This window comes from Pseudomonas arvensis, from assembly GCF_056688935.1.
Genome location: NZ_CP162038.1, coordinates 813,793 through 828,032, shown reverse-complemented (window position 1 = coordinate 828,032; position 14,240 = coordinate 813,793). Strand labels below are relative to the sequence as shown.

19 protein-coding genes are annotated in these 14,240 nt (G+C 58.0%); 10 read left to right on the top strand and 9 right to left on the bottom strand.

The features are described 5' to 3' along the window. Positions 1-98 precede the first annotated feature (98 nt). The 10 genes from AB3G88_RS03675 to AB3G88_RS03630 all read left to right on the top strand — a co-directional run bounded on the left by AB3G88_RS03675 (position 99) and on the right by AB3G88_RS03630 (position 7,254). Positions 99-1,022 carry a sigma 54-interacting transcriptional regulator gene (locus AB3G88_RS03675; protein ID WP_480453282.1) on the top strand — a complete coding sequence of 308 codons (924 nt, stop codon included), beginning with the start codon at positions 99-101 and terminating at the stop codon, positions 1,020-1,022. Positions 1,023-1,229: 207 nt separating this feature from the next. Beyond that, on the top strand, positions 1,230-1,433 hold the full coding sequence (locus AB3G88_RS03670) for a hypothetical protein (RefSeq protein ID WP_250925707.1): 204 nt from the start codon (positions 1,230-1,232) through the stop codon (positions 1,431-1,433). Between the two features lie 90 nt (positions 1,434-1,523). Further along, complete coding sequence (locus AB3G88_RS03665) at positions 1,524-1,892, top strand: type III secretion apparatus protein RspB (protein WP_250925706.1); 369 nt, start codon at positions 1,524-1,526, stop codon at positions 1,890-1,892. Between the two features lie 5 nt (positions 1,893-1,897). Then, positions 1,898-2,698 (top strand): type III secretion system inner membrane ring lipoprotein SctJ, encoded by an 801-nt coding sequence (gene sctJ / locus AB3G88_RS03660; protein WP_480453279.1) that lies wholly within the window; start codon positions 1,898-1,900, stop codon positions 2,696-2,698. A gap of 13 nt (positions 2,699-2,711) precedes the next feature. After that, positions 2,712-3,260: a type III secretion protein gene (locus AB3G88_RS03655; protein ID WP_480453277.1), complete on the top strand. Its 549-nt coding sequence runs from the start codon at positions 2,712-2,714 to the stop codon at positions 3,258-3,260. A gap of 11 nt (positions 3,261-3,271) precedes the next feature. Continuing rightward, complete coding sequence (gene sctL / locus AB3G88_RS03650) at positions 3,272-3,865, top strand: type III secretion system stator protein SctL (protein WP_480453274.1); 594 nt, start codon at positions 3,272-3,274, stop codon at positions 3,863-3,865. Between the two features lie 281 nt (positions 3,866-4,146). Further along, positions 4,147-4,539 (top strand): type III secretion protein, encoded by a 393-nt coding sequence (locus AB3G88_RS03645; RefSeq protein WP_480453272.1) that lies wholly within the window; start codon positions 4,147-4,149, stop codon positions 4,537-4,539. 14 nt (positions 4,540-4,553) lie between these two features. Beyond that, entirely contained in the window at positions 4,554-6,689 is a 2,136-nt protein-coding gene (gene sctC / locus AB3G88_RS03640) for a type III secretion system outer membrane ring subunit SctC (protein ID WP_480453270.1), read from the top strand. Next, a complete protein-coding gene (gene hrpT, locus AB3G88_RS03635; RefSeq protein WP_099583939.1) occupies positions 6,686-6,889 on the top strand; it encodes an HrpT family type III secretion system protein in 204 nt (67 codons plus the stop codon). The genes sctC and hrpT overlap by 4 nt, the downstream gene beginning before the upstream one ends. Beyond that, a complete protein-coding gene (locus tag AB3G88_RS03630; RefSeq protein ID WP_099583938.1) occupies positions 6,886-7,254 on the top strand; it encodes a transcriptional regulator in 369 nt (122 codons plus the stop codon). Before hrpT ends, AB3G88_RS03630 begins: the two co-directional genes overlap by 4 nt. On the opposite strand, the gene sctU is transcribed toward AB3G88_RS03630, so the two are convergent. Genes sctU through AB3G88_RS03585 form a run of 9 tightly spaced genes read right to left on the bottom strand, consistent with a single transcriptional unit; the run spans position 7,255 to position 14,230 of the window. Then, positions 7,255-8,352, bottom strand: a complete 1,098-nt coding sequence (gene sctU, locus AB3G88_RS03625; protein WP_112193340.1) for a type III secretion system export apparatus subunit SctU — start codon at positions 8,350-8,352, stop codon at positions 7,255-7,257. Continuing rightward, positions 8,349-9,137, bottom strand: a complete 789-nt coding sequence (sctT, locus tag AB3G88_RS03620) for a type III secretion system export apparatus subunit SctT (protein ID WP_099583936.1) — start codon at positions 9,135-9,137, stop codon at positions 8,349-8,351. Before sctT ends, sctU begins: the two co-directional genes overlap by 4 nt. A 10-nt stretch (positions 9,138-9,147) precedes the next feature. After that, complete coding sequence (gene sctS, locus AB3G88_RS03615) at positions 9,148-9,411, bottom strand: type III secretion system export apparatus subunit SctS (protein ID WP_065938437.1); 264 nt, start codon at positions 9,409-9,411, stop codon at positions 9,148-9,150. 7 nt (positions 9,412-9,418) lie between these two features. Further along, complete coding sequence (gene sctR, locus AB3G88_RS03610; protein WP_099583935.1) at positions 9,419-10,072, bottom strand: type III secretion system export apparatus subunit SctR; 654 nt, start codon at positions 10,070-10,072, stop codon at positions 9,419-9,421. After that, entirely contained in the window at positions 10,069-11,082 is a 1,014-nt protein-coding gene (locus AB3G88_RS03605; protein ID WP_480453266.1) for a FliM/FliN family flagellar motor switch protein, read from the bottom strand. Before AB3G88_RS03605 ends, sctR begins: the two co-directional genes overlap by 4 nt. After that, positions 11,079-11,537 (bottom strand): type III secretion system HrpP C-terminal domain-containing protein, encoded by a 459-nt coding sequence (locus AB3G88_RS03600; protein ID WP_480453264.1) that lies wholly within the window; start codon positions 11,535-11,537, stop codon positions 11,079-11,081. Before AB3G88_RS03600 ends, AB3G88_RS03605 begins: the two co-directional genes overlap by 4 nt. Next, positions 11,534-11,977, bottom strand: a complete 444-nt coding sequence (sctO, locus tag AB3G88_RS03595) for a type III secretion system stalk subunit SctO (RefSeq protein ID WP_480453262.1) — start codon at positions 11,975-11,977, stop codon at positions 11,534-11,536. Before sctO ends, AB3G88_RS03600 begins: the two co-directional genes overlap by 4 nt. Then, positions 11,964-13,322 carry a FliI/YscN family ATPase gene (locus AB3G88_RS03590; protein WP_099583931.1) on the bottom strand — a complete coding sequence of 453 codons (1,359 nt, stop codon included), beginning with the start codon at positions 13,320-13,322 and terminating at the stop codon, positions 11,964-11,966. Before AB3G88_RS03590 ends, sctO begins: the two co-directional genes overlap by 14 nt. Further along, on the bottom strand, positions 13,319-14,230 hold the full coding sequence (locus AB3G88_RS03585) for an FHA domain-containing protein (protein ID WP_480454406.1): 912 nt from the start codon (positions 14,228-14,230) through the stop codon (positions 13,319-13,321). The genes AB3G88_RS03590 and AB3G88_RS03585 overlap by 4 nt, the downstream gene beginning before the upstream one ends. Between the last annotated feature and the right edge of the window lie 10 nt (positions 14,231-14,240).

Here is a 14,240-nt window from a genome sequence, read left to right as displayed (position 1 = left end):
TAAACGCCTTAAAAACCAAAGACAACTTCTATAACCTAAGCTCAACTGGTCACCTTGTGCATACCGCCCTTTTAATAGCGATAAGGGAGCATCATTCAATGCCGGCAACCTTCAACATGGAAAATGAAACGGCAATTTCACTCATTGAAGGCCCGGACATTGAAAACACACTTAACAACACCGCTGCACTCGACATTGACATCTTGTTGCTGGGAGAAACCGGCACGGGAAAAGATACGCTAGCCCGACGAATTCATCTTTTATCAGGGCGGCGTGGCAACCTTGTTGCCGTGAACTGTGCGGCCATCCCGGAAAGCCTGGCGGAAAGCCAATTGTTCGGCGTCAACAGCGGCGCCTATACCGGAGCAATGCAATCGCGGGCAGGGTTTGTCGAAGCCGCCCATCTGGGCACGTTGTACCTCGATGAAATCGACAGCATGCCATTGGGTCTTCAAGCCAAGCTGCTGCGAGTATTGGAGTCGCGAGGCGTCGAGCGCCTGGGATCGACCCGTTTTATACCGGTGGACATGCGTGTCATAGCATCAGCCCAGCACTCGCTGCACCAGATGGTCGAGCACGGTACCTTCCGGCGTGACCTTTACTTTCGCCTGAATGTCGTCCACATCCAGCTTCCGCCCCTGCGGGACAGGCGTGAGCGCATCATCCCGTTGTTTCTGGAGATGATCCAGCAGGAAGCCGACCATTTCAATTGCTCGGCCCCGCCGCCCTCTCACGGGCTGCTGCAACAATTGTTGTGCCACCCGTGGCTGGGTAATGTCCGCGAGTTGCGTTCGACGGCAAAACGGTTCGTGCTGGGGTTGACACCGCTCTCCACTCCCATGAACAGCTTGGTTGATACCAAGACGAACCTGAAGGCACGCCTGCAGCAAATTGAAAAGGCACTGATTGAGGAGTCGCTGTGCCGCCATGAGCATTGTGTAGATACCGTGTCGCTGGAACTGGGGGTTGCCAAGCGCACGTTGTATCACAGGATGAAACAGCTGGAGATAGCACTGGGATGAAGCAGATTGAGTTTAAAGAAATTTTTTATTGCGCACTTGATAACGCCAAGAACCCAAAATATCTGGAAACATTTATATAGCTAAGCAAGTGGAACGCTTTTTCCCTGGCGGCCACACACTAGTGCCAAGGTTAATTTGTCAGGAAACCTGAGAAGCCCTCAACGTGACCAATGGCTAACTATCTCAACTTATGCTTGGAGAACTTTTATGAACTCAATCGGTTCGGGTGCCGCAATAAATCCTTATTATGGCGCAAGCAGCTTATCAAATGGTACATCCGGGGGATCAGGTGCTGGTTCTGCTGAAAACAACTTTGATCAAGCTGAAGCCATTAACGACTACACCACCAAGAGACAACTCGAAGCCAAGCTAGTGTCAGGTATCAACCAAGCGGCTAAATCGTTCCAATAATAGCCCATTACCTCTCAGGCTCATCAGCCTGAGAGGTAACGCTCGCGGCTTGAACCTATTTTCTGCAGGCATTAACTCAACGGGCATCTTATGCAAATAAAAGAGTATGTTTATTCCAACAAAGATGCAGGTCTCAGCGAGTCGGCCACACCCCGAGATGCGTTGGCATGCAGTAGAGACTCCTGTTTTTTTTCGTCAACTCTTGAGCAATCGACTGCGGCCAAGCTCTCCGCAGGCGCAGCACAGATCAGCCCATTTTTGACAGATGCCATAAAGCCATTAACCACATCAAGAGCCCGCCTGAGCAATATAATAAAATCAAACACAAAAGAGGTGGATATTGAAAAGTTCAGGTTATTCCCAAGCGCACTGTCGAATATTCAACTGACATCTCAACTGCTTGTCAAAAGCCTCGCCAAGACAACTCAAGGCATTGAAAAAATATCAAACCTACAATAAGCATCATGAATAACTTCCTGACTATTTCCTTCCTCTTGGCGGCTGCATTTATCTTGACCGGGTGCAGTGACCGAGTCGAACTTCATCGTCAACTCTCTGAGCAAGAGGCTAATGAAGTCATCGCCGAGTTGGCAGATAAGCATATTCGCGCGCAAAAAATCCCGGCCAAAGATGGTGTCGTCGTCGCGGTAAACGCAAACGACATCGGGCGCGCCGTACGCACGCTGGAAGCCGCCGGCCTGCCTAGAGTGGCCAGGACCACGCTGGGAGACACATTTCGCAAGGAGGGCGTTATCTCCACGCCACTGGAGGAGCGGGCACGCTATATCTACGCCTTGTCCCAAGAGCTGGAGGCCACGCTGTCCAACATTGACGGTGTAATCGTTGCCCGGGTCCATGTGGTACTGCCGGAACGCATCGCGCCAGGTGAACCGGTTCAACCTGCATCCGCCTCGGTGTTTATAAAACATGACCCACGCCTGGATCCCGATAACATCCGCGCGCGCGTGCGCAGGATGGTGGCAAGCAGCATCCCTGGCATGTCCACAGCCGTGGACAACCCGCAAAAACTCACCGTGATATTCGTACCCGCCACCACTTATCAGGAACAGCAACGCCTGGTGTATTTCGGCCCGTTCCTGGTGCCTGGCGAGGATCTCGGCTTTTGGCGAAACAGCATCATCACCTTTCTGCTCAGCGTGGTAACCGCCGTCGTCGCCGCACTGTTTCTGCACAATCGACGTCGGCGGTTATTATCCGAGTCGCCCGTAACGCGCGAATCGATCGGCCCTTCCCATGACGTCTAGGACCGAACACCCGATGAACGAACACCTGGCCTGGGCTCAATGGTGGGCATTCCCGTGGAAATACGCCCATGAGGACTGGAAAGGGGACAAGTACTCCTGGATTGACGCGCTTCATCACAACAGACATTTAGTGCGGGGCTCTCTCATGGGTGTGGCAGCCTGCTTACCCCCTGCCCCAAACGTCACAGTGCTGCGTCTGGCCCTTGCTGCCAATGAACAAGTCAACCTGGCGCTGACGCTGGTTCATGACACCTGCAACCCTGAAGTTGCCCACCCGTTGAGTGACAGTGATCACCTGTGGTGCATACGCCTCTCCAAAGCATTGCCACCTGCCATGCTGTCGCCCAATGCCGACCCGTTGCTACTGCTCCATAGCTGGCTAGAGCCCACAACCTGGCAGCGTCTCAGATTGCGTTTTTCTCGTAAACGGGTGCATGAAATTGAACAGAGCAATACCGGCCTTGAGAACGCGAGTGGTCGATTAAATACACTCTGGCAAGCCGTGGTCTGGCGTGTCACGTCGCTACCAAGTGATCCCATAGCCCCTGGCTCGGACGAGTAAGGAGATCACTGATGTTATGCCGATATGCCATTGAGTTACTCAAGGACACGCCCGGATTGCCACGCAACCTGATTCCGAGGGAAGAACTAGCAAATTGGCAGCAGGCCGAGCAGCTATTGAAACGCGCCGAGGACCAGGCCAGTGAGCTACTAAGCTTGACAGAAAAACAATGCGAGACATTACGCGAGGAGGCGTCACTGGAAATCTGGCAGCGCGCTGACGCCCAGCTAAAACGTTGGGAGCGCGACCGTCAATCCATGTGCGACATGCTTGAGCAATACGCCAGTTCCATTACCAATGAGGCTATTGGTTACCTGCTCGATGAAACGGTAACCCCGAGCAGGCTGGCCGCGCTTATGAAGCAATTGCTGATAAATCATGTCCAGGAGGTCAGTGCGGCATTGCTCTGCCACCCGCAAGACCTTGAAGAAATAAAACAGCATCTTGCTTATCACAAAACCTGCGTCTGGAAACTTCATGCTGATGAGGCGATCCCGCCTCAAACACTCGTCTTGAAAACGGATGAGGGAGACTTTCGCATCAGTTGGCGCTCCATGCTCGACACTTTGTTCAAACACGAAAAAGAATTTGTGATCAACATCTGATTCAACCCAGGCTCAAAACAACTGCCTTTCGTATAAGAACCTCAACAACAAAGGACCCGCCATGGACTCTCCAAAGACGCTCTCGCACTACGCATTGAAAAACGCAAATTCCGCTTATAAAAGTTATAACTCACATCCGATAGGCGGTGAAAAGGATGCACAGGATGCTGAACGATTTCACAAACTAGTCGAATCGATGACGGTTTCCAATGCGCTTTACACTGAGACCCTTCGAATTGAACATCAGTGTCTGAAAACAGCCATTGAAAGTTTCCAATAAGATGAAAGATATCGTCCGTGATTGGCTGGGCAGTCACGAAGAACAAATCACCTTATTTGAAGTCGACGACGAAATCATTTTAAAACGCCAGGACAATTTGGTTTTATTGAGCGTTCAACTGACCTCGACCCCCTCAGACACCACGACACTGCAAAGTTGGCTGCGCTTGGGGGTCGCCAGCCTGAATCTATTTCAGGGCGCACTGGCTCAAAAAGCCGACAGCGGTACGCTCTGGCTGATTCAAACCTTACGCAGTGGGCAGGGGGAAGCCCACGTGCTCGGTTGTCTTGAAGACCTGCTCAACCAGCGCGACACGTGGCGGGCCACGTCAGCGCGACTCACTCACGCAACCCGCAATCTCAGACCCACCTCGTTACGTTCGTTGTCGTACTAACCAGAGAATTCTCTATGAAAATCACGACCCACAAGCGCCGTAGCTTGCGCCAAGATTCGCCAGGTGCTTTATCCCGACGAGACAAATTGTGCAGCCTGCTTCTGGTTACCTGCCTGCTGACGCCCGTGAGCAGCACCTTGGCCGCCATCCCCCCCGAATGGAAAAACACCGCCTACGCCTATGAAGCCGAACACAAACCTCTGAGGGAAGTGCTCGAAGACTTCGGCCAGACCTTCGGCACACAACTGCAAATCGAGGGTTTGCTGGAGGGGACTGTCAACGGCAAGATCCGTGCGAATACCCCGCAGTCCATGTTGGACAGGCTGGGCGTTGAGCACCGCTTCCAGTGGTATCTCTACAACAACACCCTGTACATCAGCACGCTGGACCAGCAGGAGTCCGCGCGGCTGGAGGTGTCTTCGGAGACGATCAGCGACCTCAAGCAGGCGCTGACCGATATCGGACTGCTCGATAGCCGTTTCGGCTGGGGCGAGCTACCGGAAGACGGTGTCGTACTCGTCTCCGGTCCCAAGAGCTATATCCAACAGATCAAGCAATTCAGCAGTCAACGCCGCTCTGCGGATGAAAAACAGAGCGTGCTGAGTTACCCGTTGAAGTTCGCCAATGCGACAGACCGCCTGGTGGATTACCGCGGTGAAAAACTCAACGTTCCAGGCGTCGCCAGCATTTTGCGCGGGCTGCTGGAACCGCGCTCCTCTTCTGCTCTCTCGGGGCTCGGCCAGCGCCCTGCCGCCCAGCCGTCGCCTCTCACGCCAAACGTGCCGCGCCTGGGCAACCCGTTGTTGGGCCAAATGCTTGGTGCGAACGCCAACCCGGCGCAAATGGACATGGGGGCGACCTTGACCCCGCGAGCTCCGGTCGCCAGCAGCCGGATCCGCGTCGAGGCGGATGTGCGTAACAACGCTGTGCTGATCTACGACGTGCCAGAGCGTCAGGCGATGTATCGGGAGTTGATCAGCCAGCTCGACGTCGCGCGCAAGCTGGTTGAGATCGATGCGATCATCCTCGATATCGAGCGCACGCAGTTGCGCGAGTTCGGGGTGAACTGGGGCTTTCAGAACAGCCGGTTTCGCGGCGGCGCCAATGTCTCGCCGGGCACCTCATCGCAACTATCGATTGAAAACCGTGACCGCTTCTATGCCGATATACGCGCATTGGAAGCCAAGGGGTTGGCAACCATGGTCTCCAACCCCTCCGTGCTCACCCTGGAAAACCAACCGGCAGTCATCGACTTCAACCGCACGCAGTACCTGACGCCCGGTAGAGAGAATGCAACCATTTTGCCGGTTACCGTGGGCACCAGCTTCCAGGTAGTGCCTCGCGTCATCACCAGCCGTGGCGGCCATCAGATCCACTTGGTGGTGGATATTGAAGACGGCAATTTCGACGAGACCAACCCCAATCCGAACAACCTTGACGTGCGCCGAGGCAAGGTCAGCACCCAGGCCGTGATGGCGGAAAAGCGTTCGCTGGTGGTCGGCGGCTTCCACGTGACCGAGCGCAGCGACAAGCAAAACAAAGTGCCGTTGCTGGGTGATATTCCGCTGCTGGGCAAGGTGCTGTTCTCCTCGACCGAGCGCCAGAACAATCGGCGTGAGCGCTTGTTCATCCTCACCCCGCGTGTCATTGGTGACCAAACCGACCCGTCACGCTATTTGCCCCAGGCCGACCAGGCCGAACTGCAGGCCGCCCTCACGCCGCTGGCCAGGCGCGTTAACCCGCACCAACCGGTGATCAAGCGCAGCGACATCACCAGCACACTGGCCCATCTGGTCAGCGGGCAAGTACCCAAGGCCTTCAAGGCGGCGCCGATGCCACTGGGGCTAGATACCCTGTGCAACACCCGTGACCTGCTGGCACTGAATACCGAACGCAGCCAATGGTATGCCGGACCGGAGTACAACGTCGCGGTGGTGGTGCTGCGCAACCAGTTCACGCGCAATGTGCGCATTGATGAAAAAGAATGCAGCAACTCGCAGACGTTGGCCGTGAGTGTCTGGCCGCGTGCCTGGCTCAAGCCAGGTGAAGAAGCCGAGGTCTTTATCGCCATGCGACCGGTGGTAAAGGATGAACACCTCAGCGTGCCACGCCCCTCCTTGCTCTCTCCAATCCAGAAGGCCACGCCATGAAACACCGCTTGTTGTACGTCACCCTGATCGGCGCGGCATTGCTCGCCACCGGTTGCACACCGACCTGCAAGGGCGACTCCTGCTCACGCCCGCAATCCACCAAGGATAAGCTGGTGATCTGGTGGCCGCCTCAAATGCGCGTCGAACCCGGCCCCGCCGGGGAGCGTGCGGACTATCAGACGGTGTCGCTGGAGCGATGAGTACTCCGGGGATACTGGACGACCATCAGCGTCAGGTCTTCCTCGATAACCTGGTGGGCGGCACTGCCGCTCACCTTACGCTCGGCCCTGGTATAACGGTGTGCGCACAGAACGCAGGCACCCAACCAGGGGTGGCGCTGCTGGTCGCTCGCGAAGCGCTGCAGACCGGGCAATTGCAGCAGGCGTTGGAAAGACGCTTTGAGCAAGCGCTGGCGTTCGATGGCTGTTTTATCTACCTCGACGCCCAGGACACCCTGGTGATCTGGCACGCGCTGCCTGCAACAACCCGCGCTGCGGACAGGGTCCTCAGCCGGATGCTGACACTGGCCAGCCTGCAAGCCCTGGACACGGGCTCAACCCGCTGATCAACGTTGCTCAAGCTCTGGCAACTCCAGGGTCTCACGCTTGGCCTCATCATCGAGCTCGCGCAAGGTCCGGTAGATCAACGCGACGGCTTGCAAGGTTTCGCGCGGAATGTTCTCGCCCAGTTTCTTCGTATAAAGCGTGCGAGCGAGCCAAACACACTGGATCACTGGCACGTCGGCCGCCTTGGCGCGGTGGATCAGTTTGCGAGCGTTGGCATCAGTGCCCTTGTCCACCAGCAAGGGCAACGGTGTTTTGCCGGGGCGGTAGTAAAGCGCTACGGCAAAGTGCGTCGGGTTGACCACGAGCATATCGGCCTCCTCCAGCTTGGGCAGCTTGACCTTCGGTTCCTCTTGGGCCAATTGGTACGCCAACGAGCGGCGCTGCCCTTTCACATGGGGGTCGCCCTCCATATCCTTATACTCTTTGACGACCTCGACCTGAGTCATGCGCATGCGCTTGGCAAAAAAGTGCTTCTGCAATATCAGGTCGATCAGAGCCAGCACCAGCAGCAACCCCAGGCACGCATGCAGCAGGTGACGGAACAGTGCAATCAACGCCAGAAGGTAACTTTGCAGGTCGCTATTGGCCAGGTTGATCAACGTTCCCAACGAAGGCCAGACCACCACGTACACAATCAATCCCAGGAGAAACGCTTTGGCGATGCTCATCAATAGGTTCATCAGCGACTGGGCTGAGAACATCTGCTTGATTTGGCTGAGGGGGTTCAGGCGGTTGAAATCGAGCTTCAGGGTCTGCGGGGCAAACAGTATCCCGAACTGCATCCAACTGCTGATCAGCTTCACGATGATCGCAACACCGGCCATCAGCAGGGCGAACGAGAAAAACACCACCAGGCCTTCGGCCAACACTTCCTCCAGCGCTCGCACGAAAGGCTGATTCAGGCGGGACATCGGCAACATCATCAGTTGCTGGAACCGTTGCAAACTGGTCTGGGCGGTGAACAACGCGATTTCGCTGATGGCGGTGAGCACCAGCAACTTGCCCACATCCTGGCTTTGAGCAACCTGGCCTTTCTTGCGTTGGTCACGCAGCTTCTTGGCAGATGCCGGGTGTTTTTTCTCCCCGGAATCACTCATGGTATCGCCGCCTTGAACAGCAGGCCCAGCGAGTGCTTGAGGTCGCCCAACTGGCTCATGCGCCCGACGATCAAGTCCTGTAGCAGCGCAAAGTACAACAGCAGGATTCCGATACCCGCCAGGCTCTTGACCGGTGGCGCCAGCGAACTCACCTGCAACTGCTGACTGTAGACCCCCAGCAACGCGATGCCGAATTCCAGCAACAGCAGCACTGCAATGAACGGTGCGGCATAGAGCATCATGTGCGTGAAGGTATCCGCGAGCAGGTCGACAAATACGCTCATGCCATTCGCCGCCGGCAGCGGAAACCACACCGTGGGGGGCCAGATCAGGTAACTGTCCCAGATCACCTGAGTCAGGGAGCCCAGCCCCAGGCTGACGATCAACAGAAAAATCGCCAACTGCTTGAACAAATGCCCGATGGGCGTCGCATCCGGCCCTAGCGAAGGGTTGAGCTGGCCGCCGGCCAAGGCGCCGCGCTGGTTATCGAGCAGTGCGCCTACCGACTCGAACATCCAGAACGGCATAGAAAGCAAAACGCCCAACAAAAACCCCAGGGCCACTTCCTTGAGCACCAGGCCACCGAGCATGAGCCCTGAGTAGTCGTGGCCCTCCAATGCCGCATGAATACCCGGTGCGGGCATCAGCGCCATGACCATCACGATGGTGTGCCGTGGCATGCCACGGATATGCTGAAAACAGAACGCGACCACCAGAAAGGCGCAGGGGTAGATACGCGCCATGCCAATGATCAGGCTGGGCAGGAACTCCAGATACAGCAGCACAGGCAAAACCTCAATTCAGGGCCGAGCGACCGATCATCTCGAACGTCAGGTTGATCAGTTGAATCAACTCCACACCAATCCAGCGGCCGGTCATGATCAACGTGATACCCACGGCCACCAGCTTGATACCAAAGGGCAGCGTCTGGTCCTGTATCTGCATCAGCGCCTGCACCAGCGACGTCAGCACGCCCACCACCACCGCCACAATCAGCGGCGGTGCCGACAGCACCACCACCAGCAACATGCCTTGCTTGAACAGTACGATCGGTTCCATACGCCCCTCAGAGATAGGAAAGGAACAGGCTGTCGAGCAACCGCGACCAGCCAGACACCAGCACGAACAAGAGCAACTTGAGCGGCAGGGAGATGGTCATGGGCGAGACCATCTGCATCCCCAGCGCCAGCAGCAGGTTGGAGACGATCAGGTCGATCACAATGAAGGGGATATAGATGAGAAAGCCGATCTCGAACCCCGCCTGCAGTTGCGACAGCACGAAGGCCGGTATCAACAGGATCAGGTCCTCGCGCTGCACCTCTTGCGCCATCTGCGCAGGCCACAGGCGCGCGGTATTTTCCAGCAGATGGGTCAGTACGTCCGGGTCGACGTTGCGCAGCATGAATGCACGCAGCGGTTTGATTGCCTCATTCCCGGTCTGCAGAAACGTCTGTACGTTAGTCATGTCCAGGGGCGAAGCCTTGACGCTCTCGGCGATCTCGTACCCCACCGGGGCCATGATAAACAGCGTGGCCGCCAACGCGATCCCGTTGATGGCCATGCTTGGCGGGACCTGCTGCACACCGATGGCGTTGCGGGTAATCATCAGCACAATGACAATCTTCAAGAACGATGTGCAGATGATCAACAGCATGGGCATCAACGACAATGCCCCAAGGAACATCGCTAGAATGAGGGGATCTATCCCCTGCAGTGTCATCGACCGACCATCACGCGAGACAACTGCAAGCCCAGGCGCCCGTCGACTTCTACCAACTGACCCTGGCCAATAGGGCGATCCCCATAGTAAAGGCCGGCCATTCCTGGGGCATATCCGGCAATCCCCAGCACCGCGCCGGGGGCGAGGTTACGCAACTCACCCAGAGTAAGGTTCAACGTCCCGCAGCGTACGTTCAGCCCGATGCTCAACTCATCGAACGGCTCGTTGCCGAACACATCCACTATGGGCTCATCCTCCTCATGCCCTGAGAAGGGGGGTATTGAAAATTCCTCGTCCACAGACGTGTCCTCGATAGAAGTAAGGGTCAGACGCAGCTGCCCGGTGTCGTCATCAATGCAGCCATGCAGCCGCTGTCTGCCAACCTGTAAATGGCCATTGCCGTGGGCTTGAAACAAGCACTGCTCAAAGATCAGCACGTCGCCAGGCCGCAGGCTGCGTGCCTGCGCAATGGGTAATTGCAAACGTCCCAGGATCACGGCAATTGGCAGTTGAAATGCTCCAGGCATCGGAGCGCCCATGGCGCGCCAAGGCCCCGCATCACACAACGCCAGGAAACTTTCAGCCGACAACCACATATAGCCCGTGACACGCGACGCCCCCAGGGTCACGCTGAGCCGGCAACCAAACCCGGTGGGGCGCTCTGTCTCCAGCAAGCGCACATAGCCCAGCAGGGCCAGCACCTGAGGGCTGAGATGATGTTGAAACAGCGCCCAGAACCAGGACTCTGCATCGTTGCCAGCCTCGGCCAGCGTCACCGGGCACTCACCCAGCAAGCTCAATAACGGCCCGGCCTCAGCGAGCGCCAGCACCCCGCATACGGTTTCCAGGCACACGGCTTTGACCCCGGCAGGCGCGCGCCCTGGTTCAAGACTCAACTCACCGCCCTGCCCCGCCACGTGGAACGGCAGGCGCAAGCCGCGCCCCAATCGACGGCGTGCGGCAACCGTATCGCCGTTGACCAAAGGCAATATCAACTGCGGCATCATCATGCCGACCCGGCGTTGGGTATAAACAGGCTGACCGGCTGCCCCAGCGCGGCGGCAAATCGACCTTCGCACTGTTGGCGCGTGCCCCTGAGCCAACGCGCTGTCGCGTCATCTTCCGCTTCCAAATCAATGCTCCAGGCGTTCTGCTCACGGCGTACGCTGGCGTTGATCCGTCCCAGCCGCGGCAAATACAACACCGCCTGAAGCGGCCACTGCGCGCTGCCCATCACGCGAGGTGCCAGTTGCTCCGCAAGCGCCTCAATCATGGAAGTCGTCATCGACTCTTTCATGCCCGACAAGCCACCCCGCGTCCCGGTACCTTCATCGTTATCGCCGAACAACTGGGCAAACAGCCGCCCTTGCTCCCACGGCACCACGACGCCAACACCAGGCTCATGTCCCTCTCTAGGCTCGCGCTGTCGTGGGCGTTCGGTGGGTTTGGTTGAAACCTGGGTCATGTCGACTCCTGGAGCAGTAAAAGAGATAACTCCTGCAGTTTTTCCACCTGACGCAGACACTCGCTAACCTGTTTCTGGGTACTGTCGACGCGGGCTTCCTTTTCTTCCTGCTGCCCCCGTAGCGTTTCCAGCTGACCTTGGTCGCGCCGAGTCGTGGCAGACAATGAGCGCTCCTGCGCACCCCAGGATTTGAGCGCCTGCAGGGTCAATACCTGGCCTTGATGCTGACTGAGCAATTGGGCGCTTTGCCGGGCCTCTTCCTCCTGGGTTTGCTCAAGGGCGGCCTGGGCCTGCTGGATATGCGCGAGCAAGGCTTTCTGAGCCCGCTTCGCTTCACGCAGCGCGCGCTCGGCCCGGTCCGCCCGATGCCGGCGCAGGCGTCGCAAGGTCTCGACTTCATCCAGCAGCACCTTCGAATAGGTTGATTCAGAAAGGGACATAGGCAGTCAGCTCCTTGAGCTGGTCCAGCGTAGCCGCGAGTGGCGCCGGCTCACGCAAGTCTTGGCGCAGGAAATCGTCCACGGCCTGACGACTGTCCACGGCCAGGTCGGTCAGGGCATCGCTGCCGGGCTGGTACTCACCCAGCTTGAGCATCAACTCGATCTGCTGGTACGCCGACAACAGGCGCCGCAACGCCGTCCCGGCACGGATGTCGTCAGGCTCGGCGACATTGCTCAAAATCCGCGACAGGCTCGCGAGGACATCGACCGCCGGGTAGTGCCCGCGCTCGGCCAGCTTGCGGGACAGCACGATATGCCCATCGAGCAGCGAACGAACCTCATCGGCCACGGGGTCGTTCATGGAGTCCTGTTCGATCAGCACCGTGTAGATAGCGGTGATCACGCCTTCACGGGTCAGGCCGGCGCGCTCGACCAGCCGTGGCAACAGGCTGTACACCGACGGAGGTAAACCACCGCGCCCCAAGGGTTCGCCGGCGGCCAGGCCGATTTCGCGCTGGGCCCGGGCGAAACGCGTCAGGGAATCGATCAGCAGCAACACCCGCTTTCCCTTGCGTCGAAAGCCTTCCGCCAATGCGGTTGCCGTAAAGGCCGCACGGGCGCGCTCCATGCTGGAGCGATCGGACGTGGCACACACCAGTACCGCTTTGGAGCGCAGCTGCTCATCCAGTTCGTGGTCGAGAAACTCACGCAGCTCCCGGCCCCGCTCGCCGATCAGGCCGAATACAATCACATCGCACTCGACATTACGGGCGATCTCGGCCAACAAGGTGGTCTTGCCGCAACCGGCCCCCGCGAACAACCCCACACGCTGGCCTTCGCCGAGCGTCAGCAGGCCGTCGATCGAGCGCACACCCGTGGCCAGCGCGCGGTTGATCCTTGGCCGGTCGGTGGGCAAGGGCGCTTCACATAACACCGGGCTTGCATCAGGCGCATCAGCCTCGGCAAACGCACTGGGGCCATCCCCCGTAATCGGCCGTCCAAAACCATCCAGCACCTGGCCCAGCAGCGCGTCACTGACCTGCACGCAATGCGGCACACCCAGGCGCTCCACGCCGGCGCCCACGCGCACACCTTCCAGGTTGCCCAGGGCACTGAGCACCGCATCCTGCTGATCAAAACCGATGATCTCGGCCAGCATGTATTCGCCTGGCTTTTTTTCTACCTGGCACAAGTCACCGATACGCGCCTGAGGCAACCGGCATTGCAGCAGCATGCCGTTGACGCGCTGGATACGACCGCGCATCTTCACCGGCGAAAACCTCACCAGCGATTGTGTCTGGCGCTGCTGCCATGCATCGAGGCGCGCTTGCAGGTCCGTACTCACCAGCGCACCTCATAGCGCTGTGCGCCATCGAAAATCACTTTGCTGTTATCGATCAAGACCAGACGCAAGCCATCCAATTCGTCCCCCACAAACAGCCGACCGCCGTCTTCAAGCACCACATGACCGTTCGGCCCGCCAACGATCTGCACAATCCTGAACGGCGGTGCGCTGTCGCGTACCCGGACACGGCTGATCACCGGAACGTCACTGTCAAACTGCTCGCCAAAGCGGCTGAGCATGCGCGCCACCAAGTCCACATCCTCTTGGGAAACATCCCCATTGAGGGCAACCTGGCCATTGATCACCTGCAAGCTGACGCGATGATCCAACTCGCGCTCGTTGAGCATCTTCAGCAACTGCTGGCGCACTTCGAACGGCGAACCCAGCTCGCTTTTCTTGACCTCAGGAGGCATCAGCGAAGCCTGGGCCTCGCGCTCCCCCGTAGAGGCCATGCCCACCGCCATGATGATGATCGTCACCACCAACACCAGGCTGAGCAGGCGCTTTTGCTGGGAGTGCGAGATGGACGACAACGTGAGTGTTCGCACAGGGTCGACGCTCGGGCGCGATGATGTCGGTACTGCCGCCGGAGCTGGCGCTGGTGCCTGGGGCCAGGGATGATCAGCCAGGGCGACACACAGCCGAACCGTGCCCACCAGAAACGGTACGCTGACTTCCAGCCTCGCAATCTGGGCCAGCACCTGTCCATCAGCGCCGCGCAGCAGACCGGCTTCGGCTTGTACCGACCAGTTCGAGTCGATAAACCGCAACCGCGCATGCTGCTCGGCGATCCCAGCATCATTGAGCACCAAATCTGCATCTGCATGGGCACCAATACTCCATTCGTCGCCAAACAACGGCAACGCAGCGCCTTGGTGTAAACCGTCCAGCACACGTAGCTCAAACATCATCGAGCCC

What these genes read in the sequence shown, in the direction of transcription:
- AB3G88_RS03585 (WP_480454406.1), bottom strand. Translation starts at nt 14,230, where the DNA reads ATGTTTGAGCTACGTGTGCTGGACGGTTTACACCAAGGCGCTGCGTTG.
- AB3G88_RS03645 (WP_480453272.1), top strand. Translation starts at nt 4,147, where the DNA reads ATGAAAGATATCGTCCGTGATTGGCTGGGCAGTCACGAAGAACAAATC.
- sctC (WP_480453270.1), top strand. Translation starts at nt 4,554, where the DNA reads ATGAAAATCACGACCCACAAGCGCCGTAGCTTGCGCCAAGATTCGCCA.
- sctS (WP_065938437.1), bottom strand. Translation starts at nt 9,411, where the DNA reads ATGGAACCGATCGTACTGTTCAAGCAAGGCATGTTGCTGGTGGTGGTG.
- AB3G88_RS03605 (WP_480453266.1), bottom strand. Translation starts at nt 11,082, where the DNA reads ATGATGATGCCGCAGTTGATATTGCCTTTGGTCAACGGCGATACGGTT.
- sctO (WP_480453262.1), bottom strand. Translation starts at nt 11,977, where the DNA reads ATGTCCCTTTCTGAATCAACCTATTCGAAGGTGCTGCTGGATGAAGTC.
- sctU (WP_112193340.1), bottom strand. Translation starts at nt 8,352, where the DNA reads ATGAGTGATTCCGGGGAGAAAAAACACCCGGCATCTGCCAAGAAGCTG.
- AB3G88_RS03655 (WP_480453277.1), top strand. Translation starts at nt 2,712, where the DNA reads ATGAACGAACACCTGGCCTGGGCTCAATGGTGGGCATTCCCGTGGAAA.
- AB3G88_RS03630 (WP_099583938.1), top strand. Translation starts at nt 6,886, where the DNA reads ATGAGTACTCCGGGGATACTGGACGACCATCAGCGTCAGGTCTTCCTC.
- AB3G88_RS03600 (WP_480453264.1), bottom strand. Translation starts at nt 11,537, where the DNA reads ATGACCCAGGTTTCAACCAAACCCACCGAACGCCCACGACAGCGCGAG.
- AB3G88_RS03675 (WP_480453282.1), top strand. Translation starts at nt 99, where the DNA reads ATGCCGGCAACCTTCAACATGGAAAATGAAACGGCAATTTCACTCATT.
- sctL (WP_480453274.1), top strand. Translation starts at nt 3,272, where the DNA reads ATGTTATGCCGATATGCCATTGAGTTACTCAAGGACACGCCCGGATTG.
- sctR (WP_099583935.1), bottom strand. Translation starts at nt 10,072, where the DNA reads ATGACACTGCAGGGGATAGATCCCCTCATTCTAGCGATGTTCCTTGGG.
- AB3G88_RS03670 (WP_250925707.1), top strand. Translation starts at nt 1,230, where the DNA reads ATGAACTCAATCGGTTCGGGTGCCGCAATAAATCCTTATTATGGCGCA.
- sctJ (WP_480453279.1), top strand. Translation starts at nt 1,898, where the DNA reads ATGAATAACTTCCTGACTATTTCCTTCCTCTTGGCGGCTGCATTTATC.
- AB3G88_RS03665 (WP_250925706.1), top strand. Translation starts at nt 1,524, where the DNA reads ATGCAAATAAAAGAGTATGTTTATTCCAACAAAGATGCAGGTCTCAGC.
- hrpT (WP_099583939.1), top strand. Translation starts at nt 6,686, where the DNA reads ATGAAACACCGCTTGTTGTACGTCACCCTGATCGGCGCGGCATTGCTC.